Genomic DNA, 24,158 nt, shown 5'->3' with positions numbered 1-24,158 from the left:
TCCGGCTCCCGGAGCGCGATCAGTTGCAGCGCGACTACCCTGCGGCCAATCACGACCAGCAGCTATAACCAAATTCCGATTCAGTCTAGGCGCACAAAAACTCATAGCCTTATGATCTAAGCCAGCCTTGTCCGGTAGCCTTTCCATAACGCAGTGCCGCCATGATCAATAACCACCGCCCCGCCCATCCCTCGCGCCTGTACCCCGGTGAATGGCCGACCTGGATCGTCGTCATCGCCGTCTACAGCGGCTGGACTGGCATCCTCCTGGCCTACCGCGCGCAGCTGTTGAACCTGCCGATCACCACCGTGCTGCTGGCCGTCTGGGTGGCGTGGTTCATGTCCCTGCAGCACGAGTTGATTCACGGCCACCCGACTCGCCAGGCATGGCTGAACGCGCTGTTCGGCTACGCGCCGCTGTCGGTGTGGTATCCGTACGCGCTGTACCGCGACTCGCACCTGCTGCACCACACCGATAGCAGCCTGACCCTGCCGGATATCGATCCGGAGAGTACCTATATTTCCCAGGCTCACTGGGCCCAGGCCGGGCCGTTCAAGCGCCGCCTGCTGCGCATTCGCAAGACCTTCCTCGGCCGCCTGCTGCTCGGCCCGCCGTGGGGCGTACTGGCGCTGCTGATCAGCGAATCACAGGCCATCATCGGCGGCAACTGGCGCCGCGCGCCCATGTGGTTGGGCCACGGATTGCTCTGCGTGGCCATGCTTTATGCCATCCAACGCTTCGCCGGCATCCCGGCCTGGTACTACCTGCTGGCGGTGACCTGGCCCGCGCTGGCGCTGGCTTCGGTGCGCTCGTTCTACGAACACCGAGCCCAACCCATGGTGCCCGAGCGCACGGTGATCAACGAGGGCGGCTGGTTCACCCGCCTGCTGTTCCTCAACAATAACTTGCATGCCGTGCACCACGCCCGCCCGGACGTGCCCTGGTATTCACTGCCGGCGTTTTATCGCGCGCAACGCGACACCTTCCTCAGCGCCAACGGCAACTTCCATGTGCCGGGCGGGTATCTGCAGTTGCTGCGCCAGTACGCGGTGCGTCCGGTGGATGACCCCGCGCACCCGGCGATGGAACAGCGCCCCGTAGAAGCAGCCGCCTGATGAGCAACTGGAAAGTTTCGCTGCCCATGTACAGGATCACGACGCCTTTGCACGAGGCAAACAGCGCCTTTCTCGAAGCTTTTTCAACGACACTCCAGGGACTGGGCTGGAACGAACCCATCACCCTCATCGAGCCCGATTTCAACCACATCGATGAGCATTGGCTGGACCCGCATCTGCTGTTGTCGCAAACCTGCGGCTATCCGCTGATGACACGCTTGCAGGGCAAGGTCAGCTTGCTGGCGCTGCCTTGCTACCGGGCCGAAGGCTTCAACGATGGCGAGTACAGCAGCCGGCTGATCGTCGCCGAACACAGCCCCTTCAAGACACTGGCCGACCTGCGTGGGAGCGTCGCGGTGATCAACGGCGAGGACTCCCACAGCGGCATGAACGCCTTGCGCCACGCCGTGGCGCCTTTGGCAGAAAACGGCGATTTCTTTCGGGAAATAGTGGTCTCAGGTGGGCACGTGAACAGCGTCGAGTTCGTGCGCGACGGCCGGGCCGATATCGCCGCGATAGACCCAGTGACCTGGGCGCATCTGGCTGACGAACATCCCGAGCGGCTCACACAGATCCGCACCCTCGGCTGGACGGCGTCGGCACCGGGATTGCCACTGATCGGCTCCCTCTCCTTGAGCACCGAACAGATCGTGCTGATCCGGGCGGCGCTGGCCACGACCCTGCAGAGCTCACCGCAGTTCTCCCACGTACTTCGCATCAAGGACTTCGCCGACGCGCAATGGCCGAGCTACCAGCGGATCATTGAGATGCAACGCCACGTCACTGGCCTGAGAGGCTGAAACGGTGCGAGGCAGGCGCCCGCAGCATCGCATAGCGTGCCCGCAACGCTATCGACTGGGCTGAGGCTTGGCGGGTACGCCTTGCTCCCACAGGTTGACGACTCAAGATCGGTCAACGCTGCGGGAGCCTAGCTTGCTCGCGAAGAGGCAGGTCCCGATGGCGCAAAACACTTGCAAATACTCCGCCCCATTCGAGGGCGCGACACCCTTTTTCGACAAGAACACCTGCTGTTCCTGCACCCTTCTGGCGCCAAAAAAAACAAATAACCACAAACCAAGCAAATCCAACAAAACCCACTTGACTCTTTTTTCTCCGCTGACTTTAATGCCTCGACGCCCAAGGATTCACTCGAGCATTCACCTAGAACTTGCGGAATAGCCAATGAATACGGATCAACACCCCTCATCCATGCCCAGCGTCATCGAAGCAGCCGCGCGCATTCGTGAGGGTCGGCTGACGCCCGTGCAGTTGGTCGAATCCAGTCTTCTGGCGATAGAAACCCACAATCCCACACTTAATGCCTTTGGCGACGTGTATGCCGACGCTGCCTTGGAGCAGGCCCGGGTCATGACCGCCGAAGCCCTTGCCGGCCATTCTCGCGGCCCGCTGCATGGCGTGCCCTTCGGCATCAAGGATCTGTTTTCCACCGCCGGATTGCGCACCACCAAGGGTTCGCTGACCGGCCTCGACAATGTGCCCGTGCAGGATGCGCCGATCATCCGGCGCCTCAAGGACGCCGGCGCGATCATCCTTGGCAAAACCGCCACTACCGAATTTGGCTGGACCGGCGCAAGCACCTCGCGGGTGTTCGGCAATGGTCGCAACCCGTGGGATCCACAACTCACCAGCGGCGGTTCAAGTTCCGGTTCGGCCATTGCCGTGACGGCGCGCATGGTGCCGGCGACACTGGGTTCGGATGGCGGCGGTTCGGTACGGATTCCCGGCGCCTTCTGCGGCGCCTTTGCACTAAAAGGCTCGTTGGGGCGGATTCCGACCTGGCCTTGGTCGGCCACCGAGATGCTCAGCCACGCGGGCCCCATCACCCGCACGGTGCGGGACAGCGCCTTGCTGTTCGATATTCTGTCCGGCCCCGACCCACTGGATCACCAGGCCCTGCCAGCCCCCACCGAATCCTATCTGGCGCGCTGCGAACAACCGTTACGGCCACTGCGCATCGCCTACTGCCCGACCTTGTTCGAGACGCCGGTCGACCCAGTGATCGCCTCGGCAGTCGAAGCCGCCGTGCAACAGATAGCGCAGGCGTTGCCCGTGACCATCACCACGCGCACCCTGGACTGGCAAGACCCGCTGGCCACCTTCGAAACCCTCTGGGTGGGCGGGCGTGGCATCGCCTATGGCAAAGCGCTGGTCAACCAGATGGATCAACTCGACCCAGGCTTCGCCGAGTTGATCAGACGCTCGGCCGATTACGACCTGGCCGGCTACCTCAACGCCGTGCAACAGCGCGCCGCCTTCGCCAATCAGGTCCACGCGCTGTTCAACACGTTCGACCTGCTGTTGCTGCCGACCCTGCCGATCCTGCCGTTCGCCGCCGATGACGTGGCCCCGGCGGGCCATGCCGGCCAGGACGGCGCGGTGCCATGGGCATGCTGGACGCCCTTTACCTACCCTTTCAACATCACCGGCAACCCGGCAGCCAGCGTGCCCTGCGGCTTCAGCCCGAGCGGCTTGCCCATCGGCCTGCAAGTGGTCGGCCGCCGTTTTACCGATGCCGATGTGCTGCAATTTTGCGCCGCCTTTGAAGCCATTGCCCCCTGGGATCAGCATTTGCCTCCGGTGCTGACCCGGTAAGTTTCAAGACTCGGAGCGGACTCGAACGAAGCCCGCCCGATGGTTTACCCCTTTGCTCATGACTGCCCTTTCACCACGATTCGAGTGAGAGGTACCTGTGTCCCGGTCAAGCATGGCGTCACCTTCCAGCACGCTCCCACGCTCGGCATCGGCCGAGCTGGCAGCTACGTGGGCGACGCTCCAGCGTTTACCGCGCCAAGCACGCACCCCGAGCCACAGCCGGCGCCGGTACACTGGCGGCTTCACTTTGCAGCGGAACCTTTGCCCCATGCTCAATCAGCCTCGCCTGGACGAAATCATGCGCCTGCTGGCGCAGCACCAACGCGTCAAAGCGTCGGACCTCGCTCAATCGATGTTCGTCTCCGAAGAGACCATCCGCCGGGACTTCAAGTATCTCGAGGAAGCCGGCAAGTTGCGGCGTATTCATGGCGGCGCCATCTTGCCGCGGCCCAATGAAGAACAGCCTCTGCAAGTGCGCACCCGCATCAAGACCCAGGCCAAGGCCAAGCTGGCCACGCGCGCCGTACAACTGGTCAGCGAAGGCATGGCGATCTTCCTCGACACCGGCACCTCGACCCTGGCCCTGGCGCAACAACTGACCCGCTTCAGCCAGTTGAAAATCATCACCAACTCGCTGGATATCGCCCAACTGATCACGCAGCACAGCGATAACGCGGTGCTGGTGGCCCCCGGGGATGTGCGTCGCAACGACAACGCCCTGATCGGCGCCCACACCCTGGAATTCGCCCGTCAGTTTCACTACGACATCGCCTTCATGGGAATTGGCGCGGTGGACCTGACACTCGGCTTCATGGATTACGAAGAGCCCGAAGCACTGCTGCGTCGCACCCTGGCCAAGCACTGCCTGCGCAGTGTGGTGCTGGCTGACGACGCCAAGTTCGGGCATCGGACCTTCATCAATACGCTGCCGTTTGCAGCGATTACGACCGTGGTCACCAATCGCCCGTTGTCGGACGATTTTGCGGCCCGCCTGGAGCAAGATAATGTCGAAATCCTTTACCCCTGAACCGCTGTTGCCGAGCGCAGCCGACCTCGCAGCATTCGAGGCGCTGTTTCGGCAGAGTTCAGCCATCGGCGCTACACCCGCCGGCGGCTTGCATCGACTCTCGGCCTCGGCCGAGGACGGTCAGGTACGTGACCTGTTCTGTGCCTGGTTGACCGCGCACGGTTTTGAAGTGCGCGTCGATGCAGTGGGTAATATTTTTGGCTTGATCACCTTCGACCCGGCGGCGCCTTTTATCCTCTGCGGCTCGCACCTGGACAGCCAGCCCAGTGCCGGACGTTTCGATGGCATCTACGGGGTGCTGGGCGGTGCAGTGGCCATCGCCAGCCTGGCGCGGCAGATGCGCGAACGCGGCGAGGCACCGGCCTGCAACCTGGCGGTGGTCAACTGGACCAATGAAGAAGGCGCTCGCTTCCAGCCCAGCCTGATCGGCAGCAGTGTGTTCACCGGCGCCATGGGCCTGGAACAAGCCTGGGCCTGCCGCGATGGTGACGGCGTGACACTGCAGGACGCCCTGCGCGCCATCGGCTATCTGGGCGACAACCTGGTCGACCTGCCCGTGGCCGGTTACGTCGAGATCCATGTCGAGCAAGGCCCCGAGCTTGAAAGCCAGGGCCTGGCTATCGGTGTGGTGCGCGAAACCTGGGCGGCATTGAAGAACCGCGTGCGCTTCGACGGCGAACAGAACCACACGGGCCCGACCCCGATGGCGGCCCGTCGCGATGCCCTGCTGGCCGCCGCCCACGCCATCACTGCCGTACGCGCCGAAGCCGAGCTGCATGGCCTGGCGATGCACAGCTCGGTCGGGCGCCTGGAAATCTATCCGAATTCGCCCAATGTGGTGCCCTCGAAGGTGTCGGCGCTGATCGAGTACCGCTCGCGGGACGTCGCCCTGCTGGCCGCTGCGGGTGAACGCCTGCAGGCTTTGCTGGAAGCCATCGCGCTCAAGACCAACACCGCCTTCGAAATCGAAAGCAGCGTGCTGCGTGAACCGGCACAACTGCACCCTGGCTTCGCCGAACTGGCCTATCGCGTCGGTCAGGAACTCGGCCTGCCGATCGGCAACAGCATCACCGTTTCCGGCCACGATGCCATCAGCCTGAACCGCAAATACCCCGCTTGCCTGGTGTTCATCCCCAGCAGCAACGGCGTGTCCCATAACGAAGCGGAGTACACCCGTGACGAGGATATGCGCAACGGCCTGCGTATGCTGACGGCGCTGCTGTACCGTGCCTGCTCTGCAACCGGATCATTCAGCTGAGGAGCGATCATGACCCATCAATCGTGCGAGTCGCGGCTGCTCGATGCACTGAGCGCAGCTGACTTTCCTGCCGATATCCAGATCGTCCCCGGTACGCCTGGGGTGGCTTCACCGATACGTCTGGCCACCGAATGGGCGGGTTTTCGGGTCAGCAGCGCCAAGGGCAACCACTACGCCAAGGTGCTGCACGCCGACATGGCCGAGCTGCTCGATATCGAGCGCAGCGCCCAGGCCAGCCGATGCGCCGCCGAAAGTGGTGCAACGCCGGCGTTGATCCTCGTCGACGCGGCCAACGGCGTGTTGCTGTTCGACGCCTTGCCCGCGCCAGAGTGGCGCTGGGCACGCCTTGATGAACTGACCTCGGCGCCGCGGCTACAGGCGCTGTGGGCCCTGAAGAAACGCGTGCATGGCGGCCCGGTGCCGGACTTCGAGCGTTCGCCGATGGCCGAGTTGCAAAAACTGCGACAGTTTTGTGTGCGTGACGGCGTATCGCTGCCGCCGGACCTGACCTGGATCGACACATGCATCGACCTCGCGTGGCAGGCGCTGCAACGCCTGCCTGGGGCGCGCGTGCCGCTGCATGGCGACGGCGTGGCCTGTAACGTGATGATCGGCCCCGGTGGCGCGTTGCAGCTCGTCGACTTCGATCAGGGGGGTTGTTTCGATCCCTGGTACGACGTGGCGATCACCCTCAACGAGCTGTATCCGTTCGAAAGCCAATGGCGTACCGGGATCACCGCCTGGGCCGGCCAGTGCCTCGAGGTGGATTACGCCCGCTGCCGCCTGTATGCCTTGATCGATGATTGGTACTGGACGTTATGGGGCCTGTGGGCCGGCACGACGTCGAGCCGCGGCCTGGAGTTTTCCAAGGTCGGACAGTGGACCTTGTTGCGCTGCCGCCAAGCCATTCAGGACCCGCGCTTCGAAAGCTGGCTGCGCCACGTTCAGGGGGATCAAGCATGAAAACACTGGGTCAAGCGGCCAACGCCGCAGAGCGCCAACTGGAGGTCGCGGTGCGCAGCGTCGGCGCCTGGAGTGGTCGGCAGATCGCTTACCAGCCAGTTAGCGGCGGCATTTCCAATACCAACTGGCGCGTCGAGGTCCAAGGCGCCGACACCGCGTACTTTTTCAAGGTGCCGGGGGTCGGCACCGAGATGTTCATCGACCGCCGCACCGCCCACGACGCCAGCGTCAAGGCCGCCCAGACCGGCTACGGCGCTCCGGTGTTCGCCTTTCTGGAAGAATGCGGCGTCGAAGTCTTCGAGTTCATGGAAGGCTGGCGCGCGTCCTCCAACCACGACTTTTTGCAACGCGATGTGCGCCACAACGCGCTGCATGCGCTCAAGGCGTTCAACCAGCAACCCCTGCTGATCCAGACCAAGACCGCCTTCGACATGATCACCGAACACCAGGGCCAGGTCGCCGAACTCCACGGCTGCACGCCGCCGGACCACGCCTGGCTGTGCCGCCAGTTCGAGCGCGCCTGGCAGGCGCTGCAAGCCTCTGGCATCGACCTGGTGCCGTGCATGAACGACACCCTGGCCGGCAACTTCATGCTCAACGACGCCCGACAGATCCGCCTGGTGGACTTCGAATACGCCTCCAACAACGACCGGCACTACGAACTGGCGCTGTGGTTCGGCGAAATGTTCTTCACCGACGACATGGAGCTGGCGCTGATCGAAGACTACTTCGGCGAGGTCACGGCCCAGACGTTGGCGCGGATCAAATTGAACAAGGCGCTGGCGGACCTCAAATGGTCGACCTGGGCCATGGTTCAGCATGCGGTGTCGCAGCTCGACTTCGACTTCTACAAGTACGGCGTCTGGAAGCACATGCGTGCACGCAGCGTATTCAACGACTCGCAATGGGAAACCTGGCTCAGACAGGCTTGAGCGAGCGTCCAGGGCACTGATGCCCGCTTATTCAATAAAAAAATAGCGGCGTGTTCCGCAGTCTTTTTTCACTGCTTGAGTTTTATCCGATCGCACAGCAACCAGATCCAGAATTCAAGGAGCACAACGTTATGCAAAGCAATCCCTCTCTGGCGCCGCCAAGACGTTTTAAGGCCCTGGTCTTCGGCATCTACTTCCTCGTGTTATTGCTGATGGCGCTGTTTCCGCCGTTCTACCTGAGCATCAGCGGCAGCGCGGTCATCGTGCTCGGCATTCCGCTGCCGATCTTCTACTGGATCGCCATCGCCACTCTGACCGGGCTCGGCTTGTGGGTGCTGTACATCGTCGAATCCGCGACGGGCGAGATACCTGAAGAGGGGGAACTGCAATGATCAGCACCGCCATCGGCTCCAACCTGTTCATCACCTTCGGCCTGATCGGCCTGTTTCTGGCCGGCATGATCGCGGTGCTGTACGCGACCAACCGCAAGAGCCACAGCTTCTCCGATTATGCCGTGGGCGGTCGCTCCTACGGGCCTTGGTACATCGCCATGTGCTACACCAACTCGTGGTGGCCGGGCGCAACCTTTACTGCGTTCTTCGCGCTGTCGGTGGGCGGTGCGCTGGGCTTCTACGGCATGGTCTACGCCACCCTCGGGGTCACGGCCATGTACCTGATGGCCAACCGCGCCTGGACCTGGGGCAAGCGCTTCAACCTGACCACCCAGCCGGACCTGCTGGGCATGCGTTTCGACAGCCCGGCGGTCAAGCGCATCGCCTCGATCATCGGCATCATCTCGGTGTTCCCGTGGGTCGTCATGGGCATCCAGGCGCTCGCCACGTTGTTCCAGTTCGCCAGTTTCGGGCGCTGGGGCGTGACCACCTGCCTGATGGTCGGTGTCGGCGTGGTGCTGGTGCGTCAGTACTGGACCGTGAGCATGGGCATGCGCGGGCTGATCATGACCGACATGTATCAGGGCCTGATCGCCTACGTGCTGTGCGCGGCCTTGTGCGTGTACCTGATGTTTGGCGGCTCCAGTGTTGGCGAGGCCGCGTCGTTTTCCCATCTTTCGCAATTGCCCGCCAGCATGCTGGTGATTCCCGGTGGCAGTGGCAGCACCTATGGACCGATGTACATGTTCAGCCTTATCTTCACCGGGGTCATCGGCTCGATGTGCTGGCCGATGAGCTTCCAGCGCATCTACACCGCCAGCGGCGTACGCGCCGTGAAAAAAGGCACGCTGGTCACCATCCTGCTGGTGGCGGGCTTCTACGGCATTCTCATGCTGTTCGCCGCCGCCATCAGCCAGGACCCTGCCGTGGCAGCGCACCCGCAGAATGGCTGGTTCCTGTCGTTGTTCGACATCGGCGGCCCCTGGTTGCTGGCGCTGGCTATCGTCATCGTGCTGGCGGCCAGCATCGGCCACGTCGATGGCTGCGTGCAGGTGTGCGGCACCCAGTTTGCCAACGACCTGGCGACCTGGAACACACCCCGCACTGACCGCGAGAAAACCGTGCTGGCCAAATCCGGGATGGTGGTGTTCATTGCCGCCGCTTCGCTGCTGGCTTACCTGACGTTCGACTACGCGCGGTTGCAGTTGCTGGCGCAGATCTCCTACCAAGGGATCATTCAGCTGGCGGTGCCGTTGTTTTTCGGAATCTTCAGTCGTCGCGGCAACAAGCAAGGGGCGATCGCCGGGATGCTGGTGGGTATCGTCATCGCCATCTTCCTGACCGTCATCTACCCGGATGACATCCCCGCCCTGGGCTCTTTGACCAGCGGCATCATCGGGGTGATCTTCAATGCCTTGGTGTTCGTCGCCTTCGCCTTCGCCATCAAGCCCAGCCAGGCCGAAATCGCTCGCGTGGACGATCTGTTCGCCAGCGTGTCGGCGCAGCGTGCTCCTCTCGGTGCAACGCCGATCATGAGCTGATCCATGGCGACCGCGCCGGCCTTGGGGCTGGTGCGGCGCCAGATCAGGTACCTCATTCTCTAGCATTGAGAGCCTGCGAAAAATTATTCGATTTACGAATCACCCTTCCCGGCAAATACTCGTGGTATTCCACCTAGCGTCGAGTGATTCCATGCAAGAGCTCTCATGGGCAACCCCCAGCGTTCGCCAGTCCTTGGCGGCGCTCAAAAAGGCCCCTCCCTTCGTCTACGGCCTGACCAACTACATCGCCGCCAACCTCAGCGCCAACCTGCTGCTGGCGGTCGGTGCCGGGCCAGCCATCGGCTCGGCGATGGACTGGCCACAGCGCTTCGCCACTGGCGCCAATGCCATGTGGCTCAACACCGCCGCACTGATGAGCAGCGGCCCCGAGGCGCTGTGGACTGCGGCCGACTCCGCCGACAAGGCGGGTACGCCGTGGGTGCTGGACCCGGTGGCGATGGGTGCCGGCGCGCCGCAATATGACGCGGCGGTGCGCAAACTGTTGGATTTCCACCCTACGGTGATCCGCGGCAACGCCAGCGAACTGATCGCCTTGGCGGGGGGAAGCGGCGGCGGCAAAGGGGTCGAGACCACCGCCAGCTCAGATGACGCGCTGGCCTTTATCAAGGACCTGGCGCAGCGCACCGGGGCCATTGTGGCGGTCAGCGGGCCGGTGGACTACATCACCAACGGCACCCAGGTATACGCGGTCAAGGGCGGTGACATTCGCCTGACCCAGGTCACTGGCGCCGGTTGCAGCCTGGGGGCGTTGATCGCGGCGTTGCTGGCCAATACCGACGACGCCTTGCTGGCCACCGCCGCCGCCCACGCGCTGTACAGCGTCGCAGCCGAACGCGCATCCGCCGCAATCGGTACCGCATCGTTCGCCACAGCGTTCGTCGATCAGTTGTCGCTGCTCGACCCCGCGGAATAACGCGCCTGAGCAATCCAACAGCATGGCCAAGCCACGCATGCACCTTGCCGCCTTCATGAACCCCGGCGCGCGAGGCCCGTTATGCCAAGGCCGATGGCATAAGGTTTTGCCTAACCATTGCCTGACGCAAATGCTGGTTTCGTGAACCGCTCAGCAGTGTGAAGCTCCTCACTCCACTCATTGCGGTACGTGCCGTCAGAAGGGGTTCCATGGCCCAGATTACTTGCATCGAAGACCTGCGCCTGCTCGCGCGCAAGCGAGTGCCGCGCATGTTCTATGACTATGTCGATGGCGGGTCGTGGACCGAGTACACCTACCGCGCCAACGAAGCGGATTTTCAGCGCATCGAATTGCGCCAGCGCGTGGCCTTCGACATCACCCGGCGCAGCACCGCCACCACCATGGTCGGCGTGCCGGTGAGCATGCCGGTGGCCATCGCGCCCACCGGTTTGACCGGCATGCAGCACGCCGACGGTGAGATTCTCGCGGCCCGTGCGGCCCGCACATTCGGCATCCCTTTCACGCTCTCGACCATGAGCATCTGTTCGATCGAAGCCGTGGCCCAGGCGACTCAGCGTCATCCGTTCTGGTTTCAGGTCTACGTGACCCGGGACCGCAGTTTCGTCGAAGACCTGATCGAGCGCGCCCGCGCCGTCAACTGTTCGGCGCTGGTGGTGACTATGGATCTGCAGGTGTTCGGCCAGCGTCACAAGGACAAGCGTAACGGCCTGTCGATCCCGCCCAAACCGACCCTGCGCAATCTTGCCAACCTGGCCAGCAAACCGCGCTGGTGCCTGAACATGCTGCGCACGCGCAATCGCCAGTTCGGCAACATCGTCGGCCACGCCAAGGGCGTCGACAACATCGGCTCGCTGGTGGACTGGACCCGCGAGCAGTTCGACCCGCGCCTGTCGTGGCAGGACGTGGCGTGGATCAAGCAACGCTGGGGCGGCAAGCTGATCGTCAAGGGCATCCAGGACCCGGACGACGCGCGTCTGGCGGTAGAGCACGGCGCCGATGCGGTGATCGTTTCCAACCACGGCGGCCGCCAGCTCGATGGCGCCGGGTCCTCGATCTCGGCGTTGCCGGCGATCGTCGAGGCCATCGGCCAATACGCTGAAGTGCATCTGGATGGCGGGATTCGTTCGGGCCAGGATGTGCTCAAAGCGGTCGCCCTGGGTGCCAAGGGTACCTACATCGGCCGCGCCATGCTTTATGGGCTGGGGGCGATGGGCGAGCTGGGGGTGAGTACGGCGTTGGAGGTGATCAGGAACGAGTTGGACTTGTCGATGGCGTTCTGTGGCCGCACGGATATTCGGGATGTGGATCGCGGGATTTTGCTGCCGCGCAGGGATTGAATGCAAGGGGCCGTTGATGGCCCCTTCGCGGGCAAGCCTTGCTCCCACAGAGCACAGTGACCTTGAGTCATACACCTGTGGGAGCAAGGCTTGCCCCGCGAAAGGGCCGGCATGAAGGGCGAAGATCCATCGCCGTACCCGCCTACAGCCTGGCGAATATCAATCAAGTACAGACGGATCCGCTTCGATCATCAGCTCTTTCATCTCTTCAAAATGCCGCCGCGAAAAGTCAGTGATGCCTTCCCAGCCTTTGGCAGTCTTCTCGGCGACTTCGTCAGACAGCACCCGCAGCGGCTGGCCGGTGGACCACGCGGTCACCAGGATCTGGCAGGCGCGCTCCAGGGTCCAGATATCGTCGAACGCTTCGCCGATGTTCGGCGCGATCACCATCACTCCATGGTTGCCCATCAACAGGCGAGTCTTGCCGTCCAACAGCCCAGCCAATCGTGCGCCTTCAGCCTCGGTTTCAGCCATGCCGCCGTACATCTCGTCCACTGCGATACGGTTGAAATATCGCGCGGTGTTCTGGTCGATCGGCAGCACCTGCGGCGTGGCCATGCAGGCCACGGCGGTGGTGTAGACCGGGTGCAGGTGCAGCACCGCGCGGGCTTGCGGCAAGCGCTGGTGAATCTGCCCGTGGATGGCCCAGGCCGTTGCGTCGACGTCCGGGTGCTGGGCGTTGTCAGCGTTGTCGGCGTCGAGCAGCAACAGATCGCTCGCACGGATGCGCGAGAAGTGCTTCCACTTCGGGTTGATCAGAAATTGCTTGCCATCCGGCGAGACGGCCGCGCTGAAGTGGTTGGCCACCGCTTCGTGCATCCCCAAGTGAGCGACGATACGAAAGGTCGCCGCCAGGTCGATGCGTGCTTGTTCTTCCAGGGTCAAAGCCATGGCTCGTTCTCCATGCAACGCGGCCGGCTTGAGGACGGCCGCGTCATAGGTGGGTATCAGGGTTTAGGCATCAGCTCGGCGATGTCGGCGTCGGTCGGTGCGACGAAGCTGTATTTCTTCAGCAGTGCGGTGTATTCCGGGGTGGTGCGGTATTTGGCCAGCGCATCGACCAGGGCCTTCTTGACCTCGTCGTTGCCCTTCTTCACGCCCCAGCCGTTGAGCACCGGGTAGATCAGCGCATCGGAAGAAATCACCACGCGACCGCCCAGCTTGTCGACCACGCCATGGGCCACGGCGGCGTCGGTGATTTGCGCTTCGACCGCGTGTGCCAGCAGCGCCTGCGTGGTCTGCGGATCGGTGGCGTATTCGCTGATGGCGATCGGCGGCAAGTTGTTCTTCACGCAGTAGTCATCGGACAGCTTGTGCATCTGCGCCAGCCAGGAGGTGGCGGCCATGGAGCCGATCTTGTGGCCACAGAATTCTTCCGGCTTTTTGGGCTGAAACGCACCGCCCTTGAGCGCCAGGATCGATTCGCCGCTTTTCAGGTACGGGATCATGTCGATGACCTTGACCCGCTCGGCGGTGATGTACATCGACGAGTTGGTGACATCGAAGCGCCCGCCCTGCAGGCCGGTGATCAGGTTGGGGAAGCGCGTGTCGACGGTTTCGACCTTGCGCCCCATGACCTTGCCCAGGCCATCGAGGAACTCGATGTCGAAGCCTGCCGGCTTGTTGTTGTCCATGTACTCGTACGGGAAGAAGGTCACGTCGGAGCCGGCGACGATCTTGCCATCCTGTTGAAAGGCCGAGGCCGCCAACGAGGTCATTGCAACCGCTGCGCCAACCAGGCTCAGGGCGATAGGGCGAACAATCTTGTGCAACGCTGTCATGGTAGATCCCTAAAAGGTGTGAAGGAGGTTAGGCAGTGGCTTGGTCAAGACCGGCCTGTTGCACAAAGAAAGAGGCGCCACGGGGCTTCTGCGGCAAGCGCAACTGATTGGCCGTGGAGCGCACGAGGCCGCTTTCCTCACCGGCCACCATCTGGCCGGAATGCTGGCTGGGCAAAGGGTTTTCGCCGAATGGCAGCGCGTCTTCAGCGGCATAGACGCTGATGAACAGCGTGCGCGGCAGTTCGGTCTCGTTAGGGCTTGAAGCGTGCAGCAAACGGGTATGCATGAAACACACGGAACCGGCCGGGCCGAAGCAAGCGACCGGCGCCTGGCACTGCTCGGCCACCACCTCGTCGGCGACCGCGCCGGTGAAGCGCTGGTCGTGCCAGTGCGACCACAGCGGGCCTTTGTGGCTGGCAGGGATGACATTGAGCGGGCCGTTTTCCGGGGTCACTTCGCTGATCATCAGCAATGCGGTGACGAGGTCGTCGTTGCTGTGCGGGGTAAACGGGAAATCCTGGTGCCATTTGACCTGGGTCGCGGTGTGCGGCAGCTTGGAGTTGATCTTGCTGTGATGAAAGCGCGTGCCCGTGCCGCCGATCAACTGCGCGGAGATCTGCGCCATGCGCGACTGCATCGCCACATGCAGGTAGGCCGGCGAAATCTCGGTGGGCGAGCTCACCCGACGCAGCGAAGGATGATCGGCGCGATGGTCGCCTTCCAGGTCGAAGCGCGCGCGTCCGTCGATCGTTTCACCCCAGCCCTCAGCGTGGCTGCGGCTTTCCTCGACCCACTGGTCGAAGTCGTGCTGCAACGCCGCGACCTCGTCAGCGCTCAAAACCCCTTCCACCACCAGAAAACCATCGCGGTGGAACTGTTCGACGTGCCATTGCTCGATCATTTTTATCCTTCCTGCGGTTGAACGTAAAAGCGCTTGAACGCTAAAGGGATCACGCCAGCGAAACATCCTTGAGGAACGCTTCGACGCGTGGGTTGTGGCCGCTGCGCAGCGCCTGGGGCTTGTCGTCGCAGACGATGCGGCCCTTTTCCATGAAGACGATGCGGTCGGACATCTTGAAGGCAAAATTCATTTCGTGCGTGACGATCACCATGGTGATGCCCTCTTTGGCCAGGGCTTCGATGACCTGCAGCACCTCGTTGACTTTTTCGGGGTCCAGGGCCGACGTCGGCTCGTCGAACAACATGATCTGCGGGCGCATCATCAAGGCCCGAGCAATCGCCACGCGCTGCTGCTGCCCTCCGGACAACTGGTGCGGGTACTTCCAGGCGTGATCGAGCATGCCGACCTTGTGCAGTAAGGCGTAAGCCTGTTGCTTGAGTTCAGTGGCAGCGTCGAGGCGGTGGTAACGCGGCGCCATCAACAGGTTGTCGAGCACGGTCAGGTGCGGGAACAGGTTGAAGCTCTGGAACACCATGCCGATGTTCAGGCGGTGCTCGGCATGCTCCACGTATTGCGGTTTCTGTGCGCCTTGCTTGTCGAGGTGGATAAACGGCTGGCCATTGATCTGGATGTCACCGTTGTCGATCTGCTCCAGCCCGTTGAGCAAGCGAATCAGGGTGGTCTTGCCCGAACCGGACGGGCCGATCACCGACACCACTTCACCGGGCTGGATCTGCAAGCTCACGGCGCCGAGCACCTCGACATCGTTGAAGGCCTTGTGCAAGCGGGTGGCCTGCAGCGCGGGAGTACCGGGGGCGGCATTGACAGCGCGCTGGACCACTGCGCTTTGCTGAGTGGCCAGCGCCAGCACTTCGGCGTCAGGCACACGGGAGACGTTGCGCAGGTTGACGTCGAGGAAGCGCTCGAGGCGCTTGAGCAGGAAGTCGAACACCGTGACGATCAGCACGTAATAGAACGCCACCGCCGCCATGGTTTCCATCACCAGAAAATTCTGCGAATACAGGCGCTGGCCGACCATGAGGATTTCGGTCAGCGAGATCACTGACACCAGCGAGCTGAGCTTGACGATGGAGATGTATTCGTTGGCCAGCGACGGCAAGGCCACCCGCAGCGCCTGGGGAATGATCACCCGCCATTGGGTGCCGAGAAACTTCAACCCCAGAGCCCGCGCCGCTTCGGCCTGGCCCTTGTGAATCGACAGCAGGCCGCCGCGATGGATCTCGGCGACATAGGCGGTTTCGCACAGCACCATGGCCAGCAGGCCGGCCCAGAACGGGTCGCCCAGCACCACCGATGCGGCGGGGAACGCCTGGGGGATGTTGTAGACGAAAATCAGCAGCACCAGCAGCGGCAAGCTGCGGAACAGCCAGATGTAGGCACGCGCCGGAGCGCTCAGCAGTGGCTGTTTGGACTGCTTGGCCAAGGCCACGAAAAAGCCCAGGGCGATACTGACGACCCAGGTCACGAAACTCAGCTTGATAACGGTCCAGGTCGCTCGCCAGAACTCGGCATCGAACAGCAAGCCAAACATGTAATTCCAGTCAAATGTCATCGTCGCTGCGCTCAACAAATAAATCAGAATGTGCAACCGGGCGCCTCGTTCGAACGCGCCTCAGGGTATGCACCGATGAAACGAGATTCGTGGAGAGAGGCACGTGCGGTCAATTAGGATTAACCGGACCAGTGAGTAGGCAGATCCGATGCAGACCTTCAGCCACCCCATTGCGCCGTGGGAGTGCGCACCAAAATAAATCACGGCAGCGTGCAGGCTGGGTCTTGCCGCCCCCTATTGGTGCGCTGCATTCAGGATCATCCCGGAGCTCATCCATTGCTATACGCCTGCGGGCTGCGGCCCCTCGTATCGATTGGCGCCTGGTTTACTCCGGCGCCGGGAAAGTCCGAAGCAGCCGTCAAGCGCTCTATGGTCAAGAGTGGTGCAGCCGTCACTCGTTCGGCGCATCGAGCGCCCGCACGGCATGGGGATCGAAGAAGCTCGGCGCCGCCATGCCGGGGATGTACTGGTCGGAAACGAACATGCGGCAGCGCTCGGTGAACGCCGACACCACACGGGACAATTGCGCGTTGGTGGCCGTGGCATAGCCCAGTTGCAACGGGTGCAAGCCGCCAGCCAGGCGAATACGGATCAGGCGCTTGCCGTCCTGGGACAAGTTGCCCTTGGGGCGGGCGTTGGCGATGGTGTAGCCGACGCCGTTGCCGACCATGGCCCGTACCGTCTCCAGATTGCTGGAGCGCATGACGATGTTCGGCGTGATGCCAGCCTGGATGAACAGGCTGAGGAAGTAGTCGCGGCTCCAGGGGATATCCAGCAGCACGAAGGGATAGGCCTCCAGATCCTGAATGCTCACGGCGGGCAGGTGGGCCAAGGGGTGGTAATCGCCGACCATCACGTAAGGCGGCAGCTTGGCCAGGGGCTGGAAGTCGATGTCGGCGCTGCTGGCCAGGTCGTAGGTCAGGGCGATATCGATCTCGGCGCTGCGCAATTTTTCGAGCAACTGTTCGTGATCGCCTTCGACCTGGGTGATGCGCACACCGGGGAAGGCGCGCCCGAAGCCGAACACCAGCTCGGGGGTGATCATCGGCGCCAGCGAGTGCAGACAGCCCACGCGCAGCGGCCCACGCACGGTGTTGAGCGACTCGGAGGCGATCGTGTACAGGTTGCTCATCTGCTCGAGAATCAGCTTGGCTTCCTGCATCACCTGACGCCCGACCGCCGTCAACGATACCCCCTGGGCGTGATGACGAATGAACAGCTGAATCCCCAGCTCGGCCTCCATATGGGTGATCGCTGCCGAGATGGATGGCGATGACACGTGAATACGCTCCGAGGCGGCGCTGATACTGCCGGCCTCCCCGGAAGCGACAAAGTATTCCAGCTGGCGCTGAGTGATACGACTGAGCATTACGCCCTCCACAACTAAAACGAACGAGCGAGCTACCGCTGATCAAAACCAGCACAACCCTATGAATGGCGACGTTGCACGGTTCATGCCGAGACCCGCGCGAACTGCCGGGGGTGCGACAAGGCGCCATCATCCGCTGAGGCCCCTCATCGCGGGGTTCGGTTTTTCCTAAGCTCTACGTTCAAAAAGCAGAATTCCTATAAGACCGGCGCTTGATCACACTGGGGACGTGGATAAATGAAGTCTGCAAGGCGCCTGTGCCTTCCCGACGTGCTGGCGGTGCCTCGGCATCGACACAACCGATCAAGGTCGATTCTCTTTAGGTTCTCTTTCCAGGAAGCTCATATGTCAGTTGAAACAATCAACACCTTGGTGGTCGGCGCGGGCCAGGCGGGTGTCGCGATGAGCGAGCATCTTTCACTTATGGGTGTGCCGCACATCGTGCTGGAGCGCAGCCGTATCGCCGAGCGCTGGCGCTCCGAACGCTGGGATTCGCTGGTCGCCAACGGCCCGGCCTGGCACGATCGCTTCCCGAGCCTGAAATTCAGCAATATCTCGCCCGAGGCCTTCCCGCCCAAAGAGCGCATGGCCGACTATTTCGAAGAATACGTCGCCATGCTCAAGGCACCGGTGCGCACCGGCGTCGAAGTGCTCAAGGTCGAACGCCATGTCGGCCGTCCGGGCTTCAAGGTGACCACCTCGGACGGCATCATCGAAGCCGCCAACGTGGTCGCCGCGACCGGGCCGTTCCAGCGCCCGGCGGTACCGAATATCGTCGCCGAACACGTCAAGGTCGAGCAGCTGCACTCCTCGACCTACAAGAACCCTGGCCAACTGGCCGAAGGCGCCGTGCTGGTCGTCGGCGCTGGCGCTTCGGGTTCGCAGATCGCCGAAGAGCTGCAAAAGGCCGGCAAGAAAGTCTACCTCTCGGTGGGTGAGCACTACCGCCCTCCCCGCGCCTACCGCGGCCGCGATTACTGCTGGTGGCTGGGTGCACTGGGCCTGTGGGACGAAGTGCGCATCACCCCGAAAAAGAAGCACGTAGCCTTTGCGGTCAGCGGCTATGAAGGCGGCAAGACCGTGGACTTCCGCCGGCTCGCCCACCAAGGCATCACCCTGGTGGGCCTGACCGAGTCCTGCACCGACGGCGTCATGACGTTCCAGCCGGGCCTGGCAGACAACATCGCCGAAGGCGACCGGGCCTACTTCGACGTGCTGCGTGATGCCGACGCCTATATCGAGGCGAACGGCCTGCCATTCCCGGCAGAACCCGCAGCTTGGGAGCTATTGCCCGATCCAGAGTGCCTGAGCCAGCCGCTGCTGAGCCTGGATCTGGCAGAGGCCGGCATCACCACCATCCTGTGGGCGACCGGTTTCAAGTTCGACTTCAGCTGGCTGCAGGTCAATGCCTTCGATGACAAGGGCGAGCCCTTCCACAAGCGCGGGATCTGCGCGGAGAGCGGCATCTACTTCCTCGGGCTGCCGAATCTGGTCAACCGCGCCTCGTCGTTCATCTATGGCGTGTGGCACGACGCGAAGTACATCGCCGATCACATCACGTTGCAGAACGAGTACAAGGCGTACGAGCGGTCGTAACACCCTTTAGCGAGAGGGCTTGCCCCCGACCATCGAATTAGCGACCCTTCTTTGCCGATACTTCGAATCGGGGGCAAGCCCCCTCGCTACACCGCTACAGGTCCAGCACCAGCCGCCCACCGCAGGACCGCGACACGCACACCATCATGACTTTGTTCGACTCGCGCTGAGCCCTGCTCAATACGCTGTCATAGTGCTCGACTTCCCCTTCCAGCACCCGCGTCTCACAGGCGCCGCAGATCCCTTCGCAGCAGCTGTATTCAACCTCTACTCCGGCATCGAGCAGCGCATCCAGCAACGACCGTCCAGGGGGCACCAGCAGTGTCTGCGCCGATGCGCTCAGCACCACTTCGTAACCTTGCAGGGGCTTGGCTTCGGCAATCTCGGGGGCGGCGATCGCGGCAAACCGCTCGATGTGTACATGGCCATGCCCCAGAGCTTCAGTAGCCTGCTCGAAGGCCGTGAGCATAGGCGCCGGCCCACAGCAATAGAAATGCGCATCGGCCGGGCGACCGCGCAGCAACGCGAGCAAATCGGGCGCCGCACCCTGTTCGTCATCGAAGTGATACGTCGCCCTGAGGCCGAGTTGCGCCAAGGCATCGAGGAGCGCGGCCTCGTGACGCGAGCGTACACAGTAGATCAGCTCCACCGACTTGCCCAGTGCCAGCAGCCTCAGGCACATGCTGTACAACGGCGTGATGCCGATACCGCCGGCCACCAGCACGCTGTGGGCAGCGCTTTCGTCGAGGGGAAAGTTATTGCGCGGCACTGAAATCGACAGCGGCGCAGCCACCTTCAACTGCTCGTGCAACCAGCGCGAGCCTCCGCGGCTGTTGCGGTCGTTGAGCACTGCCACTACATAGCGGTTGCGTTCGCTTGAGCAATTCATCAGCGAATAGCTGCGCACCAGCCCGCCGGGCAAATGCAGATCAATGTGCGAGCCCGCGGTGAACGGCGCAAAGTCGGCGGCGTCAGCCGGCCACAATTCGACGCTGAGCACGCCTTCAGCTTCGTGGCGCAGGGTCTTGACGCGGGCAGATTGAGTAACGGACATGACGACTACCTTTTGACAGTGTTCAATCGAAACGGATGACGATACGGCCTTGGGCATGGCCTTCTTCCAGTGTGTGCAGGCCCTGCTCGAAATCTTCCAGCGCAATGCTGTGATCGACGAGCGAGCGGATAACACCACGACTGACCAGATCGACGATGTCGTGGGCATCCTGCAGGGTCGAGCCGACCGAGCCCATGACCTGAATCTCGCGCACGATCAGGTCAATAGGGTGAACCTGCAGCACATCGGCGCTGTAGCCGACCAGCACATAACGGCCGCGGCGGCGCAGCATCTGCAGCGAGGCACGCAGGGTCGCCTCGCGCCCGACCAGTTCGAACACCACGTCGGCGCCGCCCGTGAGGGCCATGACCGCTGCCGCCACATCGACCTGCGCAGTGGCATCGATGACATGCTCGGCACCCAGGGTCGAGGCCAGCTCCAGGCGTTTGGCGCTGCGATCGATGGCGATCACCCGCCCGCCCACGTGCCGCGCATATTGCAGCAGTGCCAGGCCGACACCGCCGGTGCCATGGATCACCACCCAATCGCCGGGCCGGATGCGGGCCATCTTGCCGGCATGCACGGCGGTGGTACCGGCGCACGCCATGGGCGCGATCTCCTCCAGGCTGACATGCGCAGGGACCACTACACAGTTGGTGGCGCGCACCACCATATAGTCGGCGTAGCCACCGTCGCTGGAAAACCCCGGCTGCGCCTTGACCGCCGGGCACAGCTGTTCGTCACCCGTGCGGCAGTATTCACAGTGGCCGCAGCCTTCGTAGTAGTAGACCAGCACCCGCTCACCCAGCCGGGCCGGATCGACACCTGCACCCAAGGCCTCGATCTCGCCCGCGATTTCATGGCCCATGGTCACGTCGCGGCAACCTAGGTCGAGCAGCCCGTCACGAAAGTGCAATTCGGTGTGGCACATGCCGCAGGCCTTGAGCTTGATACGCACCTGCCCGGCGGCGGGCTCGGGACGCGGTATCGATTGCAGGCAAAACGGCTGGCCGGGGCCCAGATATCTGACGGCGCGCATGTGCATGGTGAAGGCTTCCTAAGGGATCACGATGCGGGCTGTGCATACAAGAAGGGTGCCATCTCGATAAATGGCCTTGCCACAGCGATGTGCGAAACTCGGCAAACCCCAGCAATCATTGGAATTTAGCCAGAATACTTGAGAGATAGCGATATTTCCGTGTGTACTCAGCGCAAAGCCCTTTGCCGCGCACGCAACAGCTATTAGGCTAGCGCCATCCTCCTTTGCGGCCCTGTACAGATGAAACGACGCGTCCCTACCCTCGCCAGCAAGATCCAGAGCCTGGTGCTTGATGAAATCCGCCAAGGCCAACTGGTACCGGGTATGCACCTGGAAGAACTCGAACTCGCCGAGCGCTATCAAGTGTCACGTACGCCGGTGCGCGAGGCGCTGCGCCAGCTCGATGCCTTGGGGGTGGTCAAGATCACACCGCGCCAGGGCGCCATCGTGGTCGACCACTCCACCGCCGATCATCAACGCGAAACGCTGGAGGTGATCGCCGACCTTGAAGCGAGCGCCGCCCGCTACGCCGCCAGCCGCCGCACCCCGGCGCAACGCAGCGAATTGCTCAAGCTCTCCGAACGTGCGCGACACATCCTGGCGACCGACGACCACGCCGCGTTCGATGCCCTCAACCTGGAGCTGCACCAACTGATCCATATGGCCGCCGCCAACGCTCTGTTGACCGAGACCATTGCCAACATGCGTCTGCGCATCGTGCCGTACACCCGTGCTGAACTCATGAGCAGCCGCGACTCGCTGGAAATCTCCTATCGCGAGCATGAAATGTTCCTTAATGCCGTGCTGCGCGGCGACACCGAGCTGGCCTATCACTCGATGCGCGCCCATGTATTGCGCACAGGGGTAATGGACGAAGATTTACTCGACGAAATGGGGTGAGCCCCGCTCTATGTATACTCAAAGCAGCAAATAGGTCCTCCCATGTATTTTTTATATGTCTTCCAAAGCGCTTTTTTTGCTCACAAAAGCATCCGTCCGCACCTTTATAGATCATTCATACTTGCTTAAAACCCGCGCCTAAGCGGGCAAAACCCAAATGTTCAGGTGAAGTCGCTCCGTATCCGCCCCGCGCATGCACAGGATTGGAAAATTCGCCGAGTGGCACAGCTATTGCTAACTCCGTGTATACACAGAGACTTCCCTCTCTGTTTCTACTCCCCGGAGCCAAGCGATGATTCAGACCTTGTTGAGCAAGCCGGTTGTATCGGCCACCGTAGCCGCTTTTGCTGCCCGTGAGCAGCGGATGCTCATTGGCGGGCAATGGTGCGATGCCTTGGGCGGCGACCCCATAGCCGTGCTCGACGCTGCCACTGGCGAGGTCATCGCCCACGTCCCCAACGGCATGCAGGCTGACGTCGACGTCGCCGTGGCGGCGGCTCGCAACGCGTTTGAAAAAGGCGCCTGGGCGTTGATGGGTGGCGCCGAGCGGGCGCGCCTGATGATGAAACTCGCCGACCTGATCGACGCCCATGCTGAAGAACTCGCCGAGCTGGAAGCCTACGACACCGGCCGGCCGATCTACGAAACGCGCATGGTGGACATCCCTGGCTCATCGCTGATGCTGCGCTACATGGCCGGCTACGCCACCAAGATCACCGGCGAAACCCTGGCGACCTCCACGCCTTGGGAAATGTTCGCCTACAGCCTGCGCCAGCCCATCGGCGTCGCCGCCATTATCGTGCCCTGGAACTACCCGTTCGAACTGGCGGTATGGCGCATGGCGCCGGCCCTGGCCGCCGGCTGCACAGTGATCATCAAGCCCGCCGAGCAGACCCCGCTCAGCACCTTGCGCCTCGGCGAACTGGCCGAACTGGCCGGCTTCCCCCCGGGCGTGATCAACGTGGTCACCGGCTACGGCGAAACCGCCGGCGCTGCGCTGTGCAACCACCGGGATGTCGACAAGGTGTCGTTCACCGGTTCCACCGAGACCGGCAAACGTATCGTGCAGGCCAGCGCCGCCAGCAACCTTAAAAAACTCACCCTCGAACTGGGTGGCAAGAATCCCGCCGTGGTGTTCGCCGACGCTGATCTGGAGCAAGCCATTGCCGGTATCGCCAGCGGCATCTTCTTCAGTTCAGGCCAGGTCTGTACCGCCAGCTCGCGGGTGCTGATCCACCGCAAGGTCTACGACCAAGTGGTCGACGGCCTCGTCGAGCGTGCCCGCAACATGCGCCTGGGCCATGGCCTCAACCCCCACACCGAACTGGGCCCCTTGGTCAGCGCCGAGCAATTGCAGCGGGTGGCGGGCTACCTCAAGGCCGGCGCCGAAGCCGGTGCCGAAAACCTGGTGGGCGGCGAGGTCGTCGGCGACCGGGGTTACTTCATGACCCCCTGCGTGCTCACCCATGTCAGTGCGCAGATGAGCGTGTACCGCGAGGAAATCTTCGGGCCGGTGCTCTGTGCCATGCCCTTCGACAGCGACGACCTGGACGAAATCGCCGCACTGGCCAACGACAGCGATTTCGGCCTGGCGTCCAGCGTCTGGACCCGCGACCTCGCCACCGCCCACCGCATGGCCAAGAAGATCAAGGCCGGCAATGTCTGGATCAACATCCACAACTGCTTCGACCCGGCCCTGCCCATGGGCGGCTACAAGCAGTCGGGATGGGGCCGCGCCGCCAGCTTCGCGGCCGTCGAGGACTACACCGAACTCAAGGGCGTCGCGGCTCGCTTGTAATTCCGTCTACCGGT

Annotated in this window: 21 protein-coding genes; 14 read left to right on the top strand and 7 right to left on the bottom strand. The window is 62.7% G+C overall.

The window, feature by feature from the left end:
* Positions 1–161 precede the first annotated feature (161 nt).
* The 11 genes from REH34_RS26665 (at position 162) to REH34_RS26615 (ending at position 12,133) form a co-directional block, all read left to right on the top strand.
* Positions 162–1,115, top strand: a complete 954-nt coding sequence (locus REH34_RS26665; protein ID WP_311969800.1) for a fatty acid desaturase — start codon at positions 162–164, stop codon at positions 1,113–1,115.
* Positions 1,115–1,915, top strand: a complete 801-nt coding sequence (locus tag REH34_RS26660) for a phosphate/phosphite/phosphonate ABC transporter substrate-binding protein (RefSeq protein WP_226502086.1) — start codon at positions 1,115–1,117, stop codon at positions 1,913–1,915. Before REH34_RS26665 ends, REH34_RS26660 begins: the two co-directional genes overlap by 1 nt.
* 382 nt (positions 1,916–2,297) lie before the next feature.
* Complete coding sequence (locus tag REH34_RS26655; protein ID WP_409373187.1) at positions 2,298–3,728, top strand: amidase; 1,431 nt, start codon at positions 2,298–2,300, stop codon at positions 3,726–3,728.
* Between the two features lie 268 nt (positions 3,729–3,996).
* Positions 3,997–4,755, top strand: coding sequence for a DeoR/GlpR family DNA-binding transcription regulator (locus tag REH34_RS26650; RefSeq protein WP_226502084.1), 759 nt, complete (start codon positions 3,997–3,999; stop codon positions 4,753–4,755).
* Positions 4,733–6,013 carry a Zn-dependent hydrolase gene (locus REH34_RS26645; protein ID WP_311969799.1) on the top strand — a complete coding sequence of 427 codons (1,281 nt, stop codon included), beginning with the start codon at positions 4,733–4,735 and terminating at the stop codon, positions 6,011–6,013. The genes REH34_RS26650 and REH34_RS26645 overlap by 23 nt, the downstream gene beginning before the upstream one ends.
* Positions 6,014–6,022: 9 nt before the next feature.
* Positions 6,023–6,976, top strand: coding sequence for an aminoglycoside phosphotransferase family protein (locus REH34_RS26640; protein WP_311969798.1), 954 nt, complete (start codon positions 6,023–6,025; stop codon positions 6,974–6,976).
* A complete protein-coding gene (locus REH34_RS26635; protein WP_226502081.1) occupies positions 6,973–7,908 on the top strand; it encodes a choline kinase family protein in 936 nt (311 codons plus the stop codon). Before REH34_RS26640 ends, REH34_RS26635 begins: the two co-directional genes overlap by 4 nt.
* Before the next feature lie 131 nt (positions 7,909–8,039).
* Entirely contained in the window at positions 8,040–8,300 is a 261-nt protein-coding gene (locus REH34_RS26630) for a hypothetical protein (protein WP_311969797.1), read from the top strand.
* Positions 8,297–9,841, top strand: a complete 1,545-nt coding sequence (locus tag REH34_RS26625) for a sodium:solute symporter family protein (RefSeq protein ID WP_311969796.1) — start codon at positions 8,297–8,299, stop codon at positions 9,839–9,841. The genes REH34_RS26630 and REH34_RS26625 overlap by 4 nt, the downstream gene beginning before the upstream one ends.
* Before the next feature lie 151 nt (positions 9,842–9,992).
* The gene (gene thiM, locus REH34_RS26620) at positions 9,993–10,775 is read left to right on the top strand and encodes a hydroxyethylthiazole kinase (RefSeq protein ID WP_311969795.1); all 783 of its coding nucleotides are present in this window, start codon (positions 9,993–9,995) and stop codon (positions 10,773–10,775) included.
* Between the two features lie 209 nt (positions 10,776–10,984).
* On the top strand, positions 10,985–12,133 hold the full coding sequence (locus REH34_RS26615; RefSeq protein WP_311969794.1) for an alpha-hydroxy acid oxidase: 1,149 nt from the start codon (positions 10,985–10,987) through the stop codon (positions 12,131–12,133).
* 159 nt (positions 12,134–12,292) lie between these two features.
* Here REH34_RS26615 and REH34_RS26610 read toward each other — a convergent pair whose 3' ends face one another.
* From REH34_RS26610 to REH34_RS26590, 5 genes are all read right to left on the bottom strand, one after another.
* Complete coding sequence (locus tag REH34_RS26610) at positions 12,293–13,024, bottom strand: class II aldolase and adducin N-terminal domain-containing protein (protein ID WP_311969793.1); 732 nt, start codon at positions 13,022–13,024, stop codon at positions 12,293–12,295.
* A gap of 56 nt (positions 13,025–13,080) precedes the next feature.
* Positions 13,081–13,914, bottom strand: a complete 834-nt coding sequence (locus REH34_RS26605; RefSeq protein ID WP_226502075.1) for an ABC transporter substrate-binding protein — start codon at positions 13,912–13,914, stop codon at positions 13,081–13,083.
* 28 nt (positions 13,915–13,942) lie between these two features.
* The gene (locus REH34_RS26600) at positions 13,943–14,815 is read right to left on the bottom strand and encodes a phytanoyl-CoA dioxygenase family protein (RefSeq protein WP_226502074.1); all 873 of its coding nucleotides are present in this window, start codon (positions 14,813–14,815) and stop codon (positions 13,943–13,945) included.
* Between the two features lie 49 nt (positions 14,816–14,864).
* A complete protein-coding gene (locus REH34_RS26595; RefSeq protein WP_311969792.1) occupies positions 14,865–16,388 on the bottom strand; it encodes an amino acid ABC transporter permease/ATP-binding protein in 1,524 nt (507 codons plus the stop codon).
* Between the two features lie 391 nt (positions 16,389–16,779).
* On the bottom strand, positions 16,780–17,757 hold the full coding sequence (locus REH34_RS26590; protein ID WP_311969791.1) for a LysR family transcriptional regulator: 978 nt from the start codon (positions 17,755–17,757) through the stop codon (positions 16,780–16,782).
* 345 nt (positions 17,758–18,102) lie between these two features.
* Here REH34_RS26590 and REH34_RS26585 point away from each other — a divergent pair, with 345 nt between their 5' ends.
* Positions 18,103–19,353 (top strand): NAD(P)/FAD-dependent oxidoreductase, encoded by a 1,251-nt coding sequence (locus REH34_RS26585; protein WP_226502071.1) that lies wholly within the window; start codon positions 18,103–18,105, stop codon positions 19,351–19,353.
* Between the two features lie 94 nt (positions 19,354–19,447).
* Here REH34_RS26585 and REH34_RS26580 read toward each other — a convergent pair whose 3' ends face one another.
* Together REH34_RS26580 and REH34_RS26575 are read right to left on the bottom strand one after the other, a co-directional pair.
* Positions 19,448–20,407, bottom strand: a complete 960-nt coding sequence (locus tag REH34_RS26580) for a PDR/VanB family oxidoreductase (protein ID WP_311969790.1) — start codon at positions 20,405–20,407, stop codon at positions 19,448–19,450.
* Between the two features lie 22 nt (positions 20,408–20,429).
* Positions 20,430–21,452: an alcohol dehydrogenase catalytic domain-containing protein gene (locus REH34_RS26575; protein WP_311969789.1), complete on the bottom strand. Its 1,023-nt coding sequence runs from the start codon at positions 21,450–21,452 to the stop codon at positions 20,430–20,432.
* Positions 21,453–21,686: 234 nt separating this feature from the next.
* Here REH34_RS26575 and REH34_RS26570 point away from each other — a divergent pair, with 234 nt between their 5' ends.
* On the top strand, positions 21,687–22,346 hold the full coding sequence (locus REH34_RS26570; RefSeq protein WP_311969788.1) for a GntR family transcriptional regulator: 660 nt from the start codon (positions 21,687–21,689) through the stop codon (positions 22,344–22,346).
* Positions 22,347–22,638: 292 nt separating this feature from the next.
* Positions 22,639–24,144, top strand: coding sequence for an aldehyde dehydrogenase family protein (locus REH34_RS26565; protein WP_311969787.1), 1,506 nt, complete (start codon positions 22,639–22,641; stop codon positions 24,142–24,144).
* Positions 24,145–24,158 lie beyond the last annotated feature (14 nt).

It is taken from the genome of Pseudomonas baltica, assembly GCF_031880315.1.
Classification (GTDB): domain Bacteria; phylum Pseudomonadota; class Gammaproteobacteria; order Pseudomonadales; family Pseudomonadaceae; genus Aquipseudomonas.
This window is presented reverse-complemented; position numbering and strand designations above follow the sequence as displayed.